This is a genomic window from Streptococcus cristatus, assembly GCF_003943505.1.
In the GTDB taxonomy this organism is placed as follows: domain Bacteria; phylum Bacillota; class Bacilli; order Lactobacillales; family Streptococcaceae; genus Streptococcus; species Streptococcus cristatus_E.
In genome coordinates this window covers 1-16123 of record NZ_RJPS01000003.1, presented here as the reverse complement: position 1 = coordinate 16123, position 16123 = coordinate 1, and the positions used below count along the sequence as shown (strand labels likewise).

The window sequence follows — 16123 nt, the reverse complement described above, 5'->3', positions numbered from 1 at the left end:
GTTATTCCTTTTCTAGTTCAATATCTACAAATTCTTCAAGATTTTTCATATTATCAAAGAGATAGCAGCTAAAGCCTGCCGCCTGACCAGCTTCGACATCAATCGGCCGATCTCCGATAACCAGCCCAGACTTAATCTGGTACTTGTCTTTTAAATACAGCATAGACTCAGGATCTGGCTTACGTTTAAAACCATTAGTAGCCGTCACTACTTCTGTAAAATAAAGACCAATCTGCGTCTTCTGCAAAATCTCTAACACCTGATCATCTCGGTGAGAAATCAAAAAATTTCTACCACCCTGCTGGATAATTTGCGCCAATAATTCTGATGCACCGTCAAATAAAATCGGATGCTCTAATGCCTTGGCCTCGTTGGCCTTATAAGCCTTTAAAAATTCCTTGTTTCTAGGGGCAAACTGGCGGACTGCATACTCTGTCGAAACCTTGAGAGCCTTATAAACTTCATCATGACTCGCAGTTAGACCAAAGTCCTGCAAGGTATGGACAAAAGCTGCGGTAGAAGTCCCATAATTATCCAAGAGAGTCCCACCTAAATCCCAGATGTAATCTTGATAATTCATACCCTTTATTATACCATATTTTTTGAAAAAAAGGGGCTTTTATTTATGATGAAATAGCATATTTTCATAGATTTTTCATCCAACTTAGACAGAAAAAATTCACTCGAAAATCGAGTGAATTTTTTACTTCTCAAAAACGTCTTTAAAAAGCATAGAACTTGCCAATTGATCCGCATCTCCACCTAGCTGGTGAACCAACTCATAGGCAAAAGGCAGGGCTGTAGATGGGCCACGGCTGGTGATTAGCTTTCCATCTACGACAACGGTCTGCTTCTGATAGCTACCATTCTCAATGTTTGCTTCCACTCCATCGTAACAAGTGAAGTTCTTGCCATTCAGGAGCCCTGCGCGGTCAAGGGCAATAGGGGCCGCACAAATTGCTGCGACAAATTTATCTTCTGTTTGAAATTCATGCAAAACTTCCATCAAGCGGTCGTCATCACGCAGATTTGTTGATCCTGGCATACCGCCCGGAAGAACGACCATATCATAAGCAGATAGATTGCCATTCCAGACTTGATCGGCTTTGACAGTAATCTGGTGAGAGCCTGTCACAGACTCCTCAAAACCAATCATATCACAGATAAAGCCTGCACGACGCAAGACATCGACAACGGTGAGGGCTTCAATTTCTTCAAAGCCATTGGCTAACATGAGAGCTACTTTTTTCATGCAAAACACCTTTCTAGGATACAAGGTATCCATTTCTTATTTTATTTTTCTAAGTACAATTTTTTTACGAACAGGCGGAGTCACCGCATGTTTCTCCTCTTCTAGGCTATTTTGATAAGAGACAGACAGTAGGAGTCCAATTCCGATGAGATTGCTGACGATGGAGGAGCCACCTTGGGAAATGAAAGGAAGCGGAATTCCTGTCAAAGGCAAAATCCCTGTCACAGCACCAATATTTTCAAAAATATGAAAGAGCAGCATCATAATGAGACCGGTCGAGATATAGGTGTAGAACTGATTGTTGGACTTAATAGTAATCTGAAGCATACGATGAATCAAGAACAGATAAATAACAATCACCAAACTCGAACCAAGAAAACCAAAATCCTCTGCAATTACGGTGAAAATCATATCACTTTCACGGACAGGTACTAGAAGATTTGAGACATTAAATCCTTGACCTAGCAAACCACCACTTCCAATAGCAATCTGTCCCTGTGCCTGCTGATAGGTTACTGTCTGAGCATATTCAAACGGATGGAGCCAGGCTGAGATTCGATTGATCTGGTACGTCGGCATCCCTAAACCATGGAGAAAAGCACGGCCACCATTTGAAATAAAGATCAACATAAAGACAGTAAAAAGAAGGGATACTGTCAAGAAAACCGGTAGAATAATCTTCCACGAAACACCAGATAAGAGAACAATGCCGCAGTAAATCGCAGCAAATACTAGAGCTGTCCCCAAATCACTCTGCAAGGCTAAAAGAAACAAGACTGGCAAGGTATATAATGCTAATTTTACAATCAAAAAGAGATCTAAAGCAATGGTTCGCTCATAGTTCTTATTTTGCTGCAGAAACTTCACTACAACTCGCGACAGCATCAAAATATATGAGATTTTCATAAATTCAGATGGCTGAAAGAGGGTGACGCCATGAATAGCTACCCAGTTTTTCGCCCCTGTAGAAGCCACTAAGCTCTCACTATAAAATACAAGCGGAAGAACCATAAGTCCTAAGCCTAAAACATACAGAAAAGGCGTCATCTTCCAAAGAAACTTAGTGTTAAAAAACATAACGATAAAGCTAATCAGAAAGCCTAATAAAATCCAAACTACTTGCTGACCAACAATCTGCAAGACATTATTTGGATAATCATGACTAACCGCTATATAAATAGCTGTAACTCCGATTGATAGTAAGAGCAAGACAGGTAAAAGCAAGCTGTAATCAATCCGAGACTCAAATGTTCTTCGCTGTGAAGGCATAATTTTCCTTTCTTACAAAAAATATTGGATAATCAAGCTAGAAACTGCGACGCAGAACCATGCAAAAGCTCCAGTTAATAAAGGTCCCGCTCCAGCCTCCCTGAACTGTTTGAATGACACCTTGGCTCCAATTCCTGCTAAGGCCATAGCCATCAGCCATTGGGACAACAGCTTTGTGTAAGGGACTAGATTTGATGGAAAAATTCCCAAACTGCTCACTACAGAAGCCAGGACAAACCACAAAATAAACCATGGAAAAATCTTCTTCAAGTCTACTTTTTGAGCTGACCGCTTATCTCGAACATATCGATAGCCTGCAAAGATGAGGCAGGCGGGTACAATCATCAAGGCTCTGCTTAGTTTGACAATAGTTGCCAAATCTCCCGCNGCNTGACTGTAAGTATAACCTGCTGCAACGACTGACGAAGTATCATTGATGGCCGTCCCTGCCCAAGTCCCAAAATAGGCATCAGACATTTGCATGAGATGCCCCAGAAAAGGAAAGATAAAAACAGCTAAAATATTGAAAAAGAAGATGGTTGAAATGGAAAGAGCAATATCCTCTTCTTCTGCTTCTAAAATAGGCGAAGCTGCTGCAATAGCCGATCCACCGCAGATAGCCGTTCCAAAGCCAATCAAAATGGTTAAAACACGTCTCATTTTGAAGAATTTCCCAGCGGTATAAGCCGCCAAAAAAGCGATCAAAATAGTTAAAAGACTAATCTTCAAAGAGGACAAACCTGTTGCAGAGACTTTCCCGATCGACATAGAAAAACCTAAAAAGATAATAGAATATTGAAGCAGTTTCTTTCCTGAATAGGTCAAGCCCGGCTGAAAGGAGTCTGGTAGTTTCCATAAATTACTGAGCAAAATTCCTAAGACAATGGCAAAAACACTGGACCCAATCAGCGGAAACCAAGTCCCTAAACAAATGGAAATAGCTGCTATTGCAAATGATAGAGCAATTCCTGGTAGATTCTTTTTCACGTCATAACCTTCTTCCTAGTCTTTTCATTATAGCAGATTTTTGGCATCAGTAGCCGAGAAAATTTGCATTCATTTAGAAAAACAGCCAGATAAAATTGACTGTTTTAAAGCAGTTTTAGTCGAAAAATTCTTTTAATTCCTTTACAATATCCCGCTGCGACAGCATTTCTAGAGATGCCAGCTGGTTTAAATTTTGCTGGATCTGACGGCCGTAACGCTTGGTTGAAATACGCTTGTCTAGAAGAATAACCGCTGATTTTTGATGCTCATTGCGACGAGTTCGCCCCATGGCCTGCTTCAATCGTAAAATAGCTGACGGCAACTGATAATCGTAAAAAGGATTTTTTCCTTCTGCCTTCAGATGATGATTGATTTTTTGAACAAAGAAATCTTTGGGATTATCAAAAGGAATCCGCGTGATCAGCTGAATGATATTCTCTTGCTGAGCAAAATCCGCTCCTTCCCAGAAACTGCCTGCTCCCAGCAAGATGGGCGCCTCTCCCTTGTCAAAACGACGCTTGATATTGGCTGGCTCACCGTTCTTATACTGAGCCAAATGCGGCAAGGTCAGCTGGTCTGAAGTGGCCAGCAATAAATCCTTTGAGGTAAAGAGAACCACCATCGGCAAATTCAGTGGGGCTAAACTCTCCAAGCTTGAAACAATCCTCTCAGCGTATTCCTGCGTTGGTAACTCTACCACATCTGGAAAATCTAGATCTAAAAAAAGTTTCTGCAAGGGCTTCTTTTGCTGAGGAAGTTTATAAAAATGATAATCCTCAAAGCCTAGTAATTGAGGCAAATTCACCTTGGAACTAATCTCCAAAGTAGAGGAAACAAGGAGCACCTTGACTGTATCAGGCAGGAAATCCTTAAATCTCATGAGTTCTGATCGCCCAGCATGAAGCCTTGTCACCCGATGGTCTGCAAATTGTTCTTCCGTTAGCCAGTAGTATTGGTACTTGGTCGAAAATAATTCCCTGAGCTCTGGCAGCAAGTTCTCATCCAGCTCAGACACATCCTGACGTAGCTTGGCTATCTTCTGGGAATCCAATTCACTGGTCTTACCCCGCTGCTTTTCAGCAGCATCTGCCAGTTCAAATTGGATGCTTTGCAAGAGGCGTTCTTGTAAAATCCGTTTTTCTGTCTGCAAAGCTTGGCTGATAGCTTGCAATTGCTTGGTCAAATTGATACTGGCCTGCGAAAAACTTTCCAAGGTAAAAAACATTTTTTGAGCCTCGTCCACCACCAGCATCCGATTGTCCAGCAAAGACTGGTCATCTTCAAGGCGCGTCAGAAGGTAAGCATGATTGGTAATCACGACACGACTGCTAGCCGCCTTGACCTGCCCCAGTCGCCAAAAATCCTCTTGATAAAAGAGCGAATATTTACTTAATTTCCCATCATGGCGTATCTGGCTAAAGTAAGACTCGAAACGATAAGCTTGACCGATTTCATTTAAATCACCCGTCTCGGTCTCTGTCAGCCAAACCAAAAGCTGCATTTTGCAACGATTAACAAGTCGATTATCATCCAAGACCGATAGACTTTGATAAAAATGATCTAATTTCAGATAATTTTCTGGACTTTTGAGGTTATGAAAAGAGATATGAAAAACTTCCTCTAAGAGTCGGCCTTCCTTTTGCATCAGCTGGTCCTGTAAAATCTTCGTCGGAACGGTTACCAAGACTCTTTCCCGACCATGAGCCAAAATAGGCAATAAATAGCCAAAAGTCTTGCCAAGTCCTGTCTGAGCCTCTAAAAAGCTAGCCGCAGTCTGACTAAGTGCCTCAGTCACATACTGCGCAAATATCAGCTGGTCGGGGCGCTCGTCCAGTCCCAGCAGATAAAGGTTGGTCAGAAAGTCCTGCGAAAGTTTCTTTTCAGGCGGCAGGATTCTCGGCTTTTTCAAAAAGATACCATGCGTCTCCTGCAAAGCCTGACCAGAACAGTCTAGCATTGACTGAAAAATCTCTTCGATCGCTAGCCGTGACTCATAGATGAGACTATCGGAAAATTCCAACACCTTCTCTAGTAAAGCCTTCGGCAGTCCAGCCATCTTTTTCTGGATTTTCAGAAATAGCTGAGCTGTCGCCTGAGCATCTGCCAAAGCGGTGTGAGCATTTTCCAGAGGAATCTCCAAAAGCTCGCACAGATTTCCTAAGGCATATTTATCAAAAGTCGGATAGAAAACCTGAGCTAGTTCAACCGTATCCACTCTCGGAGTCAGCAGGTCAAAGCCTTCCCAAAAGAGAGCTTCCGCCAATAGATTGGCATCAAACTTGACATTATGGGCGACAAAAATCGCATCCTCAATCAGCTCGTAAACTTCACGGGCAACCTGTGAGAAGTCTGGAGCTTGACGCAAGCGCTGATCATCCAATCCTGTCAGCTGTTTAATATGCTCATCCAGATCCTCATGCGGATTCACATCTGTTTCATACGTTTGGCAAATCACCCCGTTTTCAATGATGACAATGCCGATTTGAATAATTTTTGCATTGCTGTTCGCACTTGTAGCCTCCAAGTCGATAACAGCATATTTATAGTTCGATTGTGTCATACTGCTATGATTATATCACAAATGCCATCCTGAAACATCTGAAAATAAGCTGAGCCCCAAAATAAATTTTGTGCAAAATTTCTGCTTTTTTGTTACACTCTTTATTGAGAAAACATACACAGAGGAAGCCCAATGAAAGTTCACAAAATTGTCAATCTCATCGCTTTTGAAAATACTTATATCCTTGAAAATGACCGTCATATCATCGTAGTTGACCCCGGCAGCGACTGGCGGAAGATCCAACGCAAGCTAGAAGAAATCGCTAAACCCATCACTGCTATTTTGCTGACTCATACGCATTACGACCATATTATGAGTCTGGATAAGGTCCGAGATAACTTTGCCAATCCACCCGTCTATGTAGCGGAAAGCGAAGCAAGCTGGCTCTATACTCCTACTGATAATCTATCTGGGCTTGATCGCCATGCAGATTTGGAAGACGTCATTCTCAGACCTGCCGAACATTATTTCACCTATCACCAAGACTACCAGCTGGACGACTTTCATTTCTATGCTGTGCAGACACCTGGTCATTCTATCGGAGGAGTTTCCATTATTTTCCCAGAAGATCTGGTCGTTCTGACTGGTGATGCTCTCTTCCGTGAAACCATCGGCCGTACAGATCTACCGACTGGTAATTTGGACCAGCTCCTTGCTGGTATCCGCGAAGAATTATTTGTCTTGCCCAAAGACTATCGTGTCTATCCCGGCCATGGAAATGACACAACGATTGGTCACGAAAAGAATTTCAATCCATTTTTCCAATAAACTAATAATGAGGCAGAAATCAATACTGCCTCAGTTTTTATCTACTAAATAATTATTACTGCATAAGAAAAAGAGCTTTTAGATGAAAAGGTAGGAAATTGCCTCTACAATCTGACTTCCATGTCATGTCGCTTTTTGCTTAATATGATATACTTGGTTCATAGAAAAGAAATGATGGTATTCATAATGGATAAAAGAAAAATTTGGTTAATTCTGCTGGCTATTTCAGCTATGATAACTCTCCTTGAATTAGGTTTTTCTGCTTATAATTTTTATGTTTTTGACAAGCCTTTTCTAAACAGTACCACAAAAGGCCTCTTGTCTGCATTCTTTTTTACCCTCATCATAATCAGCCTCGGCCTATCGAAAACAAAGCGATAGCAATAATTTATACTTTTAATGCAATAAAAAAACAAACACCACATGATATTTGTTTTCAATCCGAACAGCCTACACGGCTGTTTTTTTATTAAATCTTCAAGAAGCGTCTCATGGAGATAGATGAACCAAGTGAACCAATTAAGATTCCCAAGACTGACACAGCTCCAATCATAGCTGGGACAAACAAGTGTGGCTCAATCATGGAAAGATTTTGCGCAACAAGATTTTTATTCATGGTTTGATAGGCCATATTATAACCAAAATAAACTAAGGCTACTGGTAAAACTGAACCTAGCAAGCCAATCCAAGCGCCTTCAAAGAGGAAGGGACCACGGATATAGCTATTTTTTGCCCCTACCAAACGCATAATCTGAATCTCACGGCTCCGTGAAATAATGGTAATCCGAATAGTATTGGAAATAAGGAAGACTGCAATAAAGATGAGCAAGCCTGCCCCTACCAGTCCCCATACTCGGATAAAATCAGATAAGGCAAAGAGTTTTTGCGTATTAGCGCCACCATCCTGCACTTCCGAAACGCCTTCCAGCTTCTTGGCTTCTGCCGCAACGGAATCTACGTATTTATGCTCTGTCGTGTCGACAATGTAAGCATCATAAAGTGGGTTTGAATCTCCCTCAAAGACCTTCCATTCACTTCCCATCGTCTCTGTCAGCTTTTCGTACTGTTCTTCTTTACTTGAGTAAGTAACCTTTGAGACATGATCCATAGAAGTTAGGGCGTCATAAATCTTATGGTAATCATTATTTTTAACGGTCTGACCTTCTTTAACGATTGTTTTGCTGTTGTCAGCGATGTCTTTACGCATATAGACAACAATACGAACGTTGTTTGAAATATCAGACGCTAGCTTTGCGGTATTTAAAATAACAGAGGCAAAGATAGCAACTAAACTGAGAGTAATCGTAACTGAACTCACAGCTGCGACTGTCATCCAACCATTCCGCTTAAGGCTCTTAAGCGATTCAATCAAATGACGGAAAAACCTTCTAATCATCGTATCCGTATTCTCCTTCCGCCTCATCACGCACCACACGACCATTTTCGATAGCAATGACGCGGTGACGTAGGGTATTTACAATCTGACTATTGTGAGTCGCCATCAGGACTGTAGTTCCTTGCAGGTTAATGCGCTCCAGCAAATTCATAATTTCCCATGAATTATCTGGGTCCAAGTTACCAGTCGGCTCGTCAGCAATCAAGACCTGGGGATTGTTAACAATGGCACGCGCAATAGCAATCCGCTGCTGTTCTCCCCCTGATAACTCATTCGGGAAGGAACGAACCTTGTGCTTAAGGCCAACCAGATCCAAAACTTCCATGACGCGTTTCTTGATATTTCTACGACGCTCACCGATAACTTCCATAGCGTAGGCAATATTCTCATAAACAGTCTTTTTAGGAAGTAGTTTATAGTCTTGGAAAACCACACCTACTCTACGGCGCAGCATTGGAATATCCCGTTTCTTGATTTTTCCCAAGTTAAAACCTGCTACAGCAAGGTTTCCTTTATCGATTTTAATTTCACGATAGAGGAGTCTAATAAAAGTTGATTTACCTGCTCCTGATGGACCTACAATGTAAGCAAATTCACCTGGTTCGATATGTATAGATACACCACGTAGAGCAGTTGTCCCGTTGTCATACTTTTTAACAACGTCTTTCATTTCAATCATTGACATGAATTAGTACAATTCCTTTCATCAGAGTTTTTATCTAGCGATTTCACTCTGTTTTTAGTTGAGTCTCCATTTTAAATAGGCATCAATAAAGCCATCTAAGTCTCCGTCCATGACCTTATCCACCTGAGCTACTTCATAGCTAGTTCGATGATCTTTGACCATTGTATAAGGAGTAAAGACATAGGAACGAATCTGACTGCCCCAAGAAATCTCTTTTTTATCTCCCTTGAGCGAGTCGACTTCTGCTGCTTTTTTCTCTTGCTCCAACTGATAGAGCTTAGCCTGCAGCATTTTCATAGCTCGGTCACGGTTGCCATACTGGGTCCGGTCAACGGTAGACTGTACGACAATTCCTGTCGGAATATGGGTCAATCGCACACCAGTTGATACCTTATTGACGTTCTGTCCGCCGGCTCCGCCTGAACGGAAAGTATCCATCTTGATGTCATCATCACGGACTTCTACTTCAATCGTGTCATCCAGCTCTGGCATAACCTCTACTGAAGTAAAGGAAGTATGACGGCGTTTCGCTGAATCAAATGGCGAAATCCGAACCAAGCGGTGAACACCCATTTCTGACTTAAGTAGACCATAAGCATGCGGCCCTTCAAAGGAAAGGGTCACTGACTTAATACCCGCCTCATCACCAGCCTGATAATCCAAGACTTCTACTTTGAAGCCCTTGGCATTGCCAAAGCGCGTGTACATCCGCAGCAGCATATCGCCCCAATCCTGAGCTTCCGTTCCACCAGAACCTGGGTGAATTTCGAGAATGGCGTTGTTATTATCATAAGGCTCCGACAGCAAGAGAGTCATCTCATAGCTGGTCATCATCTTCTCAAGCTCGGTCAACTTTTCTTCCAGCTCTTCCTGAACCGAGTCGTCCTCAGCCAAAAAATCAAGCAAGATTTCCGATTCATCAAAAAGCTCGGTCATCTGATGGAAATTCTCATAGGTTTGCTTGAGTTCATTGAGCTCCTGAGATGTCTTTTGAGCTGCAATATTATCATCCCAAAAGTCAGGCTCTGTCATCTTATTTTCTAAGATGGCAATTTCTTCTTCCAAGCCCTCTAAGTCAAAGAGACCCCCTGAAAGAAGCCAATTTTTCACGATTTGCGTCAATCTTTTGACGAATTTCTGAAATGTCCATAAATACCTCTTTTCATATATCGTTTTATTATAACACATTTTCAGACATTTGCCTAATCGGATAATGAAGCACCTTCATTTTATACAATTTTTAGTAGATAGGCAAGAATGGGAGCTGCTTGTTACGGAATTGTTAAAAAAGTAATATAATGACATGGGTTGATAGGATTTTTCGAGACTTCCCAGTCTTTATCCACGAAAATGAGCTGTTTTTTAGTCAGATACATCACCGCCACCAAAGCCATATTTACTCAAAAAAGCCATCCGAAGATGACTTTTTGCTCTTAAATAGCATTCTTGTCCATACCTAATTTACGTTGGATGAACTTAACAATTTCAACAATGATAATCATAGAGAAACTGCCGATCAGGACAACAGTCCATTGGGTCAAATCTAACTTGGTCACATGGAAAATCTTTTCCAGTGGATCAATCACAATGGTTGAAATCAAGAGAATGAAAGAAACCAGAATAGACCAGTTGAAAGTCTTAGACTTGAATGGACCAACTGTAAAGATAGATTGGTAAACAGATTTCACATTATAAGCATGGAAGAGCTGGATGAGCCCTAGAGTTGCAAAGGCCATAGTAAGGGCATCCGCATGGATCGCTTTTACATCGCCGATATGAACTGGATTAGCAATAGCATAACCATAGACAGACAGAACGAGAGCACCTTGCAGCAATCCTTGGTAAATGATGGAGCTCATGACACCACCTGAGAAGAAGCTTGACTTACGGCCACGAGGCTTATGAGTCATGACACCTGGCTCGGCAGGTTCAACTCCCAAGGCGATAGCTGGGAAAGTATCTGTTACCAAGTTGATCCAAAGCAGATGAACGGGCTGCAGCACATCCCATCCAAAGAGGGTTGCCAAGAAAATAGTCAGCACTTCAGCTGTATTAGCTGAAAGAAGGTATTGAATGGTCTTTTGAATATTTGAAAAGACTTTCCGTCCTTCTTCAACTGCGACGATAATTGTCGCAAAGTTATCATCCGCTAGAATCATGTCAGAAGCACCCTTAGATACTTCTGTACCTGTGATTCCCATACCGATACCAATATCGGCTGTCTTCAGAGCTGGTGCGTCATTGACACCATCACCTGTCATGGCAACGACCTTACCTTGGTTTTGCCAAGCTTTGACAATCCGTACCTTGTGCTCTGGAGATACACGCGCGTAAACAGAGTATTGACCAACTACTTTTTCAAATTCTGCATCAGAAAGTTCATTGAGTTCAGCACCAGTCAAAACATGGTCTTCCGTATCTCCAGCTTCAATGATTCCCAAGCGCTTAGCAATCGCTTCAGCTGTATCTTGGTGGTCACCAGTAATCATAATCGGACGAATACCAGCTTCTTTGGCGACACGAACAGCTTCTGCTGCTTCTGCACGTTCTGGGTCAATCATACCGATTAAACCAGTAAAGATTAAATCATTTTCTAGATTTTCAGAAGTTAGGTCAGCCGGAACCGCATCAATAATCTTGTATGCGCCAGCCAGCACACGCAGAGCTTGGTGAGCCATTTCAAAGTTATTGGACTTGATTAGCTGTGATGTAGCATCATCAATCGCTGCAATATCTCCAGCCTTGTCACGGGAAACACAACGTTTCAAGAGTTGATCTGGCGCTCCCTTGACCGCCACGAGGAACTTCCCATCTGGCAATGGGTGAACAGTTGACATAAGCTTACGGTCTGAGTCAAATGGCAGCTCAGCCACACGAGGATATTTCTCTAAAAATCCTTTAACATCATAGCCCTTGTCCAAGGCATACTGGATGAAGGCTGTTTCTGTCGGATCACCAATTAGCTTGCCTTCTTGGTCAATCTTAGTATCATTGGCTAAGACAACCGAACGCAAGAGCGGCAGCTCCAAGCCAAATTCAATATCTTGTCCAGCTTCATTCAAGACTCCGTCATAAAAGACTTTTTCGACCGTCATCTTATTCATGGTTAGGGTACCTGTCTTATCTGAAGCGATAATCTCAGTTGATCCCAAAGTCTCAACAGCTGGAAGCTTACGGACAATGGAATTACGCTTGGCCAGAACCTGTGTTCCCAAAGCCAAGACGATGGTAACGATAGCTGGAAGACCTTCTGGAATAGCTGCAACCGCAAGAGCAACCGAAGTCATCAGTTCACCAAGCGGATCTTTTCCTTGAATGAAAACGCCGACTACAAAGGTCACCGCAGCAATCACCAAGATTGCGTAGGTCAGAACCTTAGACAGGCTATTGAGATTTTGCTTGAGCGGTGTGTCGGTTTCATCCGCATCTTGCAACATACCTGCGATATGGCCGACTTCGGTGTACATCCCTGTATTGACAACGACCCCTACTCCTCGTCCATAAGTGACATTGGAGTTTTGGAAGGCCATATTGACCCGGTCGCCAATACCAGCATCTGCAGCTACGTCGACAGTCAAATCTTTCTCAACTGGCACAGACTCACCTGTCAGAGCGGCTTCTTCGATTTTCAGGGAATTAGCTTCCAACAGTCGCATATCTGCTGGGACAACGTCACCGGCTTCCAATCTAACGATATCACCAGGTACCAAGTCCTTAGAATCCACTTCTGTGACATGGCCATCACGCAGGACACGCGCAGCTGGGCTGGACATAGATTTGAGAGCCGCAATGGCTTCTTCAGCCTTACCTTCTTGATAAACACCAAAGATGGCATTGATGATGACCACGGCTAGGATAATGATAGCATCTGCAATATCCTCTCCACCTGACGTCACAACAGACAAGATAGCCGCTACCAACAAGATGATAATCATCAAATCCTTGAACTGCTCAATGAATTTCATCAAGAGAGTCTTTTTCTCTCCTTCTTCCAATTCATTGCGACCGTAGTCCGCCAAACGTTGCTGGGCTTGGCTGCTGGTCAATCCTTGTTCGGAAGCTTCCATTGCTTGCAAAACTTCCTCAGGACTTTGCGTATAAAAAGCTTGGCGCTTTTGTTCTTTTGACAAAATGTCTCCTCCTTTTGATGGGCCTCTTTCAAAATAAACAAAAAAGAGACCTGTTTATTAACAAGTCTCGCTATTTCATACAAGGCCGGAAATTTCTTTCGTATTGACGACCTTGTAACGGTAAAACCGTTAGCTACTCCCTTGAGTGTATTTATTATACCAAAATTTTTGTATTTTTCAAGGCAGAGCTGTTATTTTTCAAACTTTTCTTCCGTCCATTCGATTTTCATCTGATAGGAGGCAAAAAGCTGATCATCGCCGCCTCTTTTCAAATCATAGTGAAGTTCCAAAACCTGATTTTCTACATCTAAGTGATAATGCTGAGTGTCCGTCACAAAATGCTGAGCTCCTAGCGGAGTCGGGATGGATACTACATGCTGACCATTCTTGATAAAATGAAGAATGGTTTTTGGCTCAGAAAAGCGGGTCATGGTCAGCTTGTCCTCATTAAACTTCAGAACGACTTTTTCCTGCTCCTCGCTTTGATAAATCAAATAGTGATTGCTCCCTTTTTGTGTCCATTCTACATCATAGACCTGGTCAATCAACTCCATTTGCTCATCTAATTTGATTTGATTTCTCATTCTAATTTTCATTATTTTCTCACATTCCTTGTTTCTTTCTTCTATTTTACCAAAAATTTCTTGAGAATTCTTCCTTTCTACTTCGGGCTTTGAATTTCGCCCACTGAGCATTTATGATATAATAGTACTATGATTGAAAAAGTATTTCGGGACCCGGTTCACAATTATGTGCATGTGGATCATCAGGTCATTTATGATTTAATCAATACCAAAGAATTTCAACGGCTGCGCCGCATCAAACAGCTGGGTACTTCTGGCTATACTTTTCACGGCGGGGAGCACAGCCGTTTTTCGCATTGTCTGGGAGCCTATGAGATTGCTCGACGCATCACCAAGATTTTCAATGAAAAATACAGCAAGGTCTGGGACAGCCATGAAAGCCTGCTGACCATGACAGCCGCTCTCCTGCATGACTTGGGGCACGGAGCTTATTCACACACTTTTGAGCGCCTCTTTGATACTAATCACGAGGATATTACGCGGCAAATCATCACCAGTCCAGAGACAGAGATTCATCAAGCCCTGGTACAGGTTTCGCCAGATTTCCCCGAAAAGGTGGCTAGCGTCATCAACCATACATATCCCAATAAGCAAGTGGTCCAGCTGATTTCCAGCCAGATTGATGTGGACCGGATGGACTATCTCTTGCGCGATTCCTTTTTTACTGGCGCTTCCTATGGGCAATTTGACTTAACCAGAATTTTACGAGTGATTTGTCCAGTAAAAAACGGCATCGCCTTCAAGCGCAATGGTATGCATGCGGTAGAGGACTATGTGGTCAGCCGCTACCAGATGTACATGCAGGTTTATTTCCACCCGGCTAGTCGAGCTATGGAAGTCTTACTGCAAAATCTGCTCAAGCGGGCCAAGTTTCTCTATCCAGCTCAGAAGGATTATTTTGCCCTGTCATCACCCAACCTCATTCCATTCTTTGAAAACAGGGTGACCCTGCAGGATTATCTGGCCTTGGATGATGGTGTCATGAATACCTATTTCCAAGTTTGGATGACTAGTCCAGACAAGATTTTATCTGACTTAGCTCAGCGTTTTATCAACCGCAAGGTCTTTAAGTCTATCGTCTTCTCTCAGGAAAACGAAGGGCATTTGGATATCATGCGAGACCTAGTTGGACAGGTTGGTTTTGACCCTGATTACTATACTGCTATCCATCGTAATTTTGATTTGCCTTATGATTTCTACCGGCCTGACATTGAAAAACCCCGGACCCAGATAGAAATCCTGCAAAAAGATGGCAGCTTAGCAGAACTGTCCAGCCTGTCTCCTATCGTCCACTCGCTAGCAGGGACCAGACAGGGCGATAATCGCTTCTACTTCCCCAAGGAAATGCTGGCAGATACAGGACTGTTCAGTGAGAAGAACCAGACCTTTATGCACTATATCAAAAACGACCAATTTACCTACGGAGAATAATATGTCTATCAATTTAGTTGCCGTTGACATTGACGGTACCCTTTTAAATAACCAAAAAGAAATCACTCCTGAAGTCTTCAGCGCTGTTCAAGATGCCAAGGCTGCCGGTGTTAAAATCGTCATTGCAACTGGCCGTCCTATTGCAGGCGTTCAAAAGCTTCTCGAGGAGCTTGAGCTTAATCAGCCAGACAACTATGTCGTGACCTTCAATGGTGGACTGGTGCAGGATACTGTCACAGGTCAAGAATTGATCAAAGAAACACTGTCTTATGACGACTATCTGGATATCGAGCTACTCGGACGAAAATTAGGCGTTCACATGCATGCCATCACCAAGGACGGCATTTATACGGCCAATCGCAACATCGGCAAGTACACTGTTTACGAGTCCAATCTAGTCAGCATGCCTATTTTCTATCGTACACCTGAAGAAATGGTCAATAAAGAAATCGTCAAGTGCATGTATATTGATGAGCCGGAAATTTTGGATGCGGCCATTGCTAAGCTACCACCGGAATTGGCCGAAAAATATACACTGGTTAAATCCGCTCCTTTCTATCTGGAAATTGTCAAAAAGACTGTCAATAAAGGGGCTGCTATCCTTCATCTAGCTGAAAAACTTGGCTTGACCAAGGAGCAAACTATGGCTATCGGTGATGAAGAAAACGACCGCGCCATGCTAGAAGCAGTCGGCTCTCCTGTTGTTATGGAAAACGGTAGAGAAGAACTCAAGAAAATCGCCAAATATATCACCAAATCGAACGACGAATCCGGCGTAGCACACGCCATTAGAGAGTGGGTTTTAAAATAATGTACAGCTACAAAATTGGAATTTCAGCTCAGGAACACGATGATTTTGTCACGGCTCATCCGCAGGCCAATCTCCTGCAGAGCGCTGCTTGGGCTCAAATCAAGGACAACTGGGGAAATGAACGCTTGGGCTTCTATAAAGACGGCCACTTGGTTGCTGCTGCTAGTGTCCTAATCAAACCACTGCCCTTGGGGATGACCATGCTTTATATCCCTCGCGGTCCCCATGCTTTATATCCCTCGCGGTCCTA

Annotated in this window: 14 protein-coding genes; 4 read left to right on the top strand and 10 right to left on the bottom strand. The window is 42.7% G+C overall.

The window, feature by feature from the left end:
- Position 1: 1 nt before the first annotated feature.
- The 5 genes from D8792_RS03545 to D8792_RS03525 form a co-directional block, all read right to left on the bottom strand.
- A complete protein-coding gene (locus D8792_RS03545) occupies positions 2-580 on the bottom strand; it encodes an HAD-IA family hydrolase (RefSeq protein ID WP_185758394.1) in 579 nt (192 codons plus the stop codon).
- A 123-nt stretch (positions 581-703) separates the two neighbouring features.
- Positions 704-1252: a DJ-1 family glyoxalase III gene (locus D8792_RS03540; RefSeq protein WP_125372915.1), complete on the bottom strand. Its 549-nt coding sequence runs from the start codon at positions 1250-1252 to the stop codon at positions 704-706.
- A gap of 36 nt (positions 1253-1288) precedes the next feature.
- Positions 1289-2521 carry an FtsW/RodA/SpoVE family cell cycle protein gene (locus tag D8792_RS03535; RefSeq protein ID WP_125372914.1) on the bottom strand — a complete coding sequence of 411 codons (1233 nt, stop codon included), beginning with the start codon at positions 2519-2521 and terminating at the stop codon, positions 1289-1291.
- Between the two features lie 12 nt (positions 2522-2533).
- The gene (locus tag D8792_RS03530; protein ID WP_125372913.1) at positions 2534-3508 is read right to left on the bottom strand and encodes a YeiH family protein; all 975 of its coding nucleotides are present in this window, start codon (positions 3506-3508) and stop codon (positions 2534-2536) included.
- A 115-nt stretch (positions 3509-3623) separates the two neighbouring features.
- Positions 3624-6068 (bottom strand): bifunctional DnaQ family exonuclease/ATP-dependent helicase, encoded by a 2445-nt coding sequence (locus tag D8792_RS03525; RefSeq protein ID WP_125372912.1) that lies wholly within the window; start codon positions 6066-6068, stop codon positions 3624-3626.
- 132 nt (positions 6069-6200) lie between these two features.
- On the opposite strand from D8792_RS03525, the gene D8792_RS03520 reads away from it, so the two are divergent.
- Positions 6201-6836, top strand: a complete 636-nt coding sequence (locus D8792_RS03520) for an MBL fold metallo-hydrolase (protein ID WP_125372911.1) — start codon at positions 6201-6203, stop codon at positions 6834-6836.
- 469 nt (positions 6837-7305) lie between these two features.
- On the opposite strand, the gene ftsX is transcribed toward D8792_RS03520, so the two are convergent.
- The 5 genes from ftsX to D8792_RS03490 form a co-directional block, all read right to left on the bottom strand.
- Complete coding sequence (gene ftsX / locus D8792_RS03510) at positions 7306-8232, bottom strand: permease-like cell division protein FtsX (RefSeq protein ID WP_125372910.1); 927 nt, start codon at positions 8230-8232, stop codon at positions 7306-7308.
- Positions 8225-8917 (bottom strand): cell division ATP-binding protein FtsE, encoded by a 693-nt coding sequence (gene ftsE / locus D8792_RS03505; RefSeq protein ID WP_005589698.1) that lies wholly within the window; start codon positions 8915-8917, stop codon positions 8225-8227. Before ftsE ends, ftsX begins: the two co-directional genes overlap by 8 nt.
- Positions 8918-8971: 54 nt before the next feature.
- A protein-coding gene (gene prfB, locus D8792_RS03500; RefSeq protein WP_111705360.1) for a peptide chain release factor 2 occupies positions 8972-10067 on the bottom strand; the annotation gives its coding sequence in 2 pieces (ribosomal slippage) (positions 8972-9994 and positions 9996-10067; 1095 coding nt in all).
- A 283-nt stretch (positions 10068-10350) separates the two neighbouring features.
- Positions 10351-13047: a cation-translocating P-type ATPase gene (locus D8792_RS03495; protein ID WP_125372909.1), complete on the bottom strand. Its 2697-nt coding sequence runs from the start codon at positions 13045-13047 to the stop codon at positions 10351-10353.
- A gap of 191 nt (positions 13048-13238) precedes the next feature.
- On the bottom strand, positions 13239-13643 hold the full coding sequence (locus D8792_RS03490) for a YwiB family protein (protein WP_185758393.1): 405 nt from the start codon (positions 13641-13643) through the stop codon (positions 13239-13241).
- Positions 13644-13760: 117 nt separating this feature from the next.
- Between D8792_RS03490 and D8792_RS03485 the strand changes: the two genes are divergently transcribed.
- The 3 genes from D8792_RS03485 to D8792_RS03475 form a co-directional block, all read left to right on the top strand.
- Complete coding sequence (locus D8792_RS03485) at positions 13761-15062, top strand: HD domain-containing protein (RefSeq protein ID WP_125372907.1); 1302 nt, start codon at positions 13761-13763, stop codon at positions 15060-15062.
- 1 nt (position 15063) lies between these two features.
- A complete protein-coding gene (yidA, locus tag D8792_RS03480; RefSeq protein ID WP_125372906.1) occupies positions 15064-15873 on the top strand; it encodes a sugar-phosphatase in 810 nt (269 codons plus the stop codon).
- Positions 15873-16123, top strand: a 251-nt coding sequence (locus tag D8792_RS03475; protein ID WP_185758392.1) for a peptidoglycan bridge formation glycyltransferase FemA/FemB family protein, incomplete at its 3' end; no start/stop codon positions are given. The genes yidA and D8792_RS03475, both read left to right, overlap by 1 nt.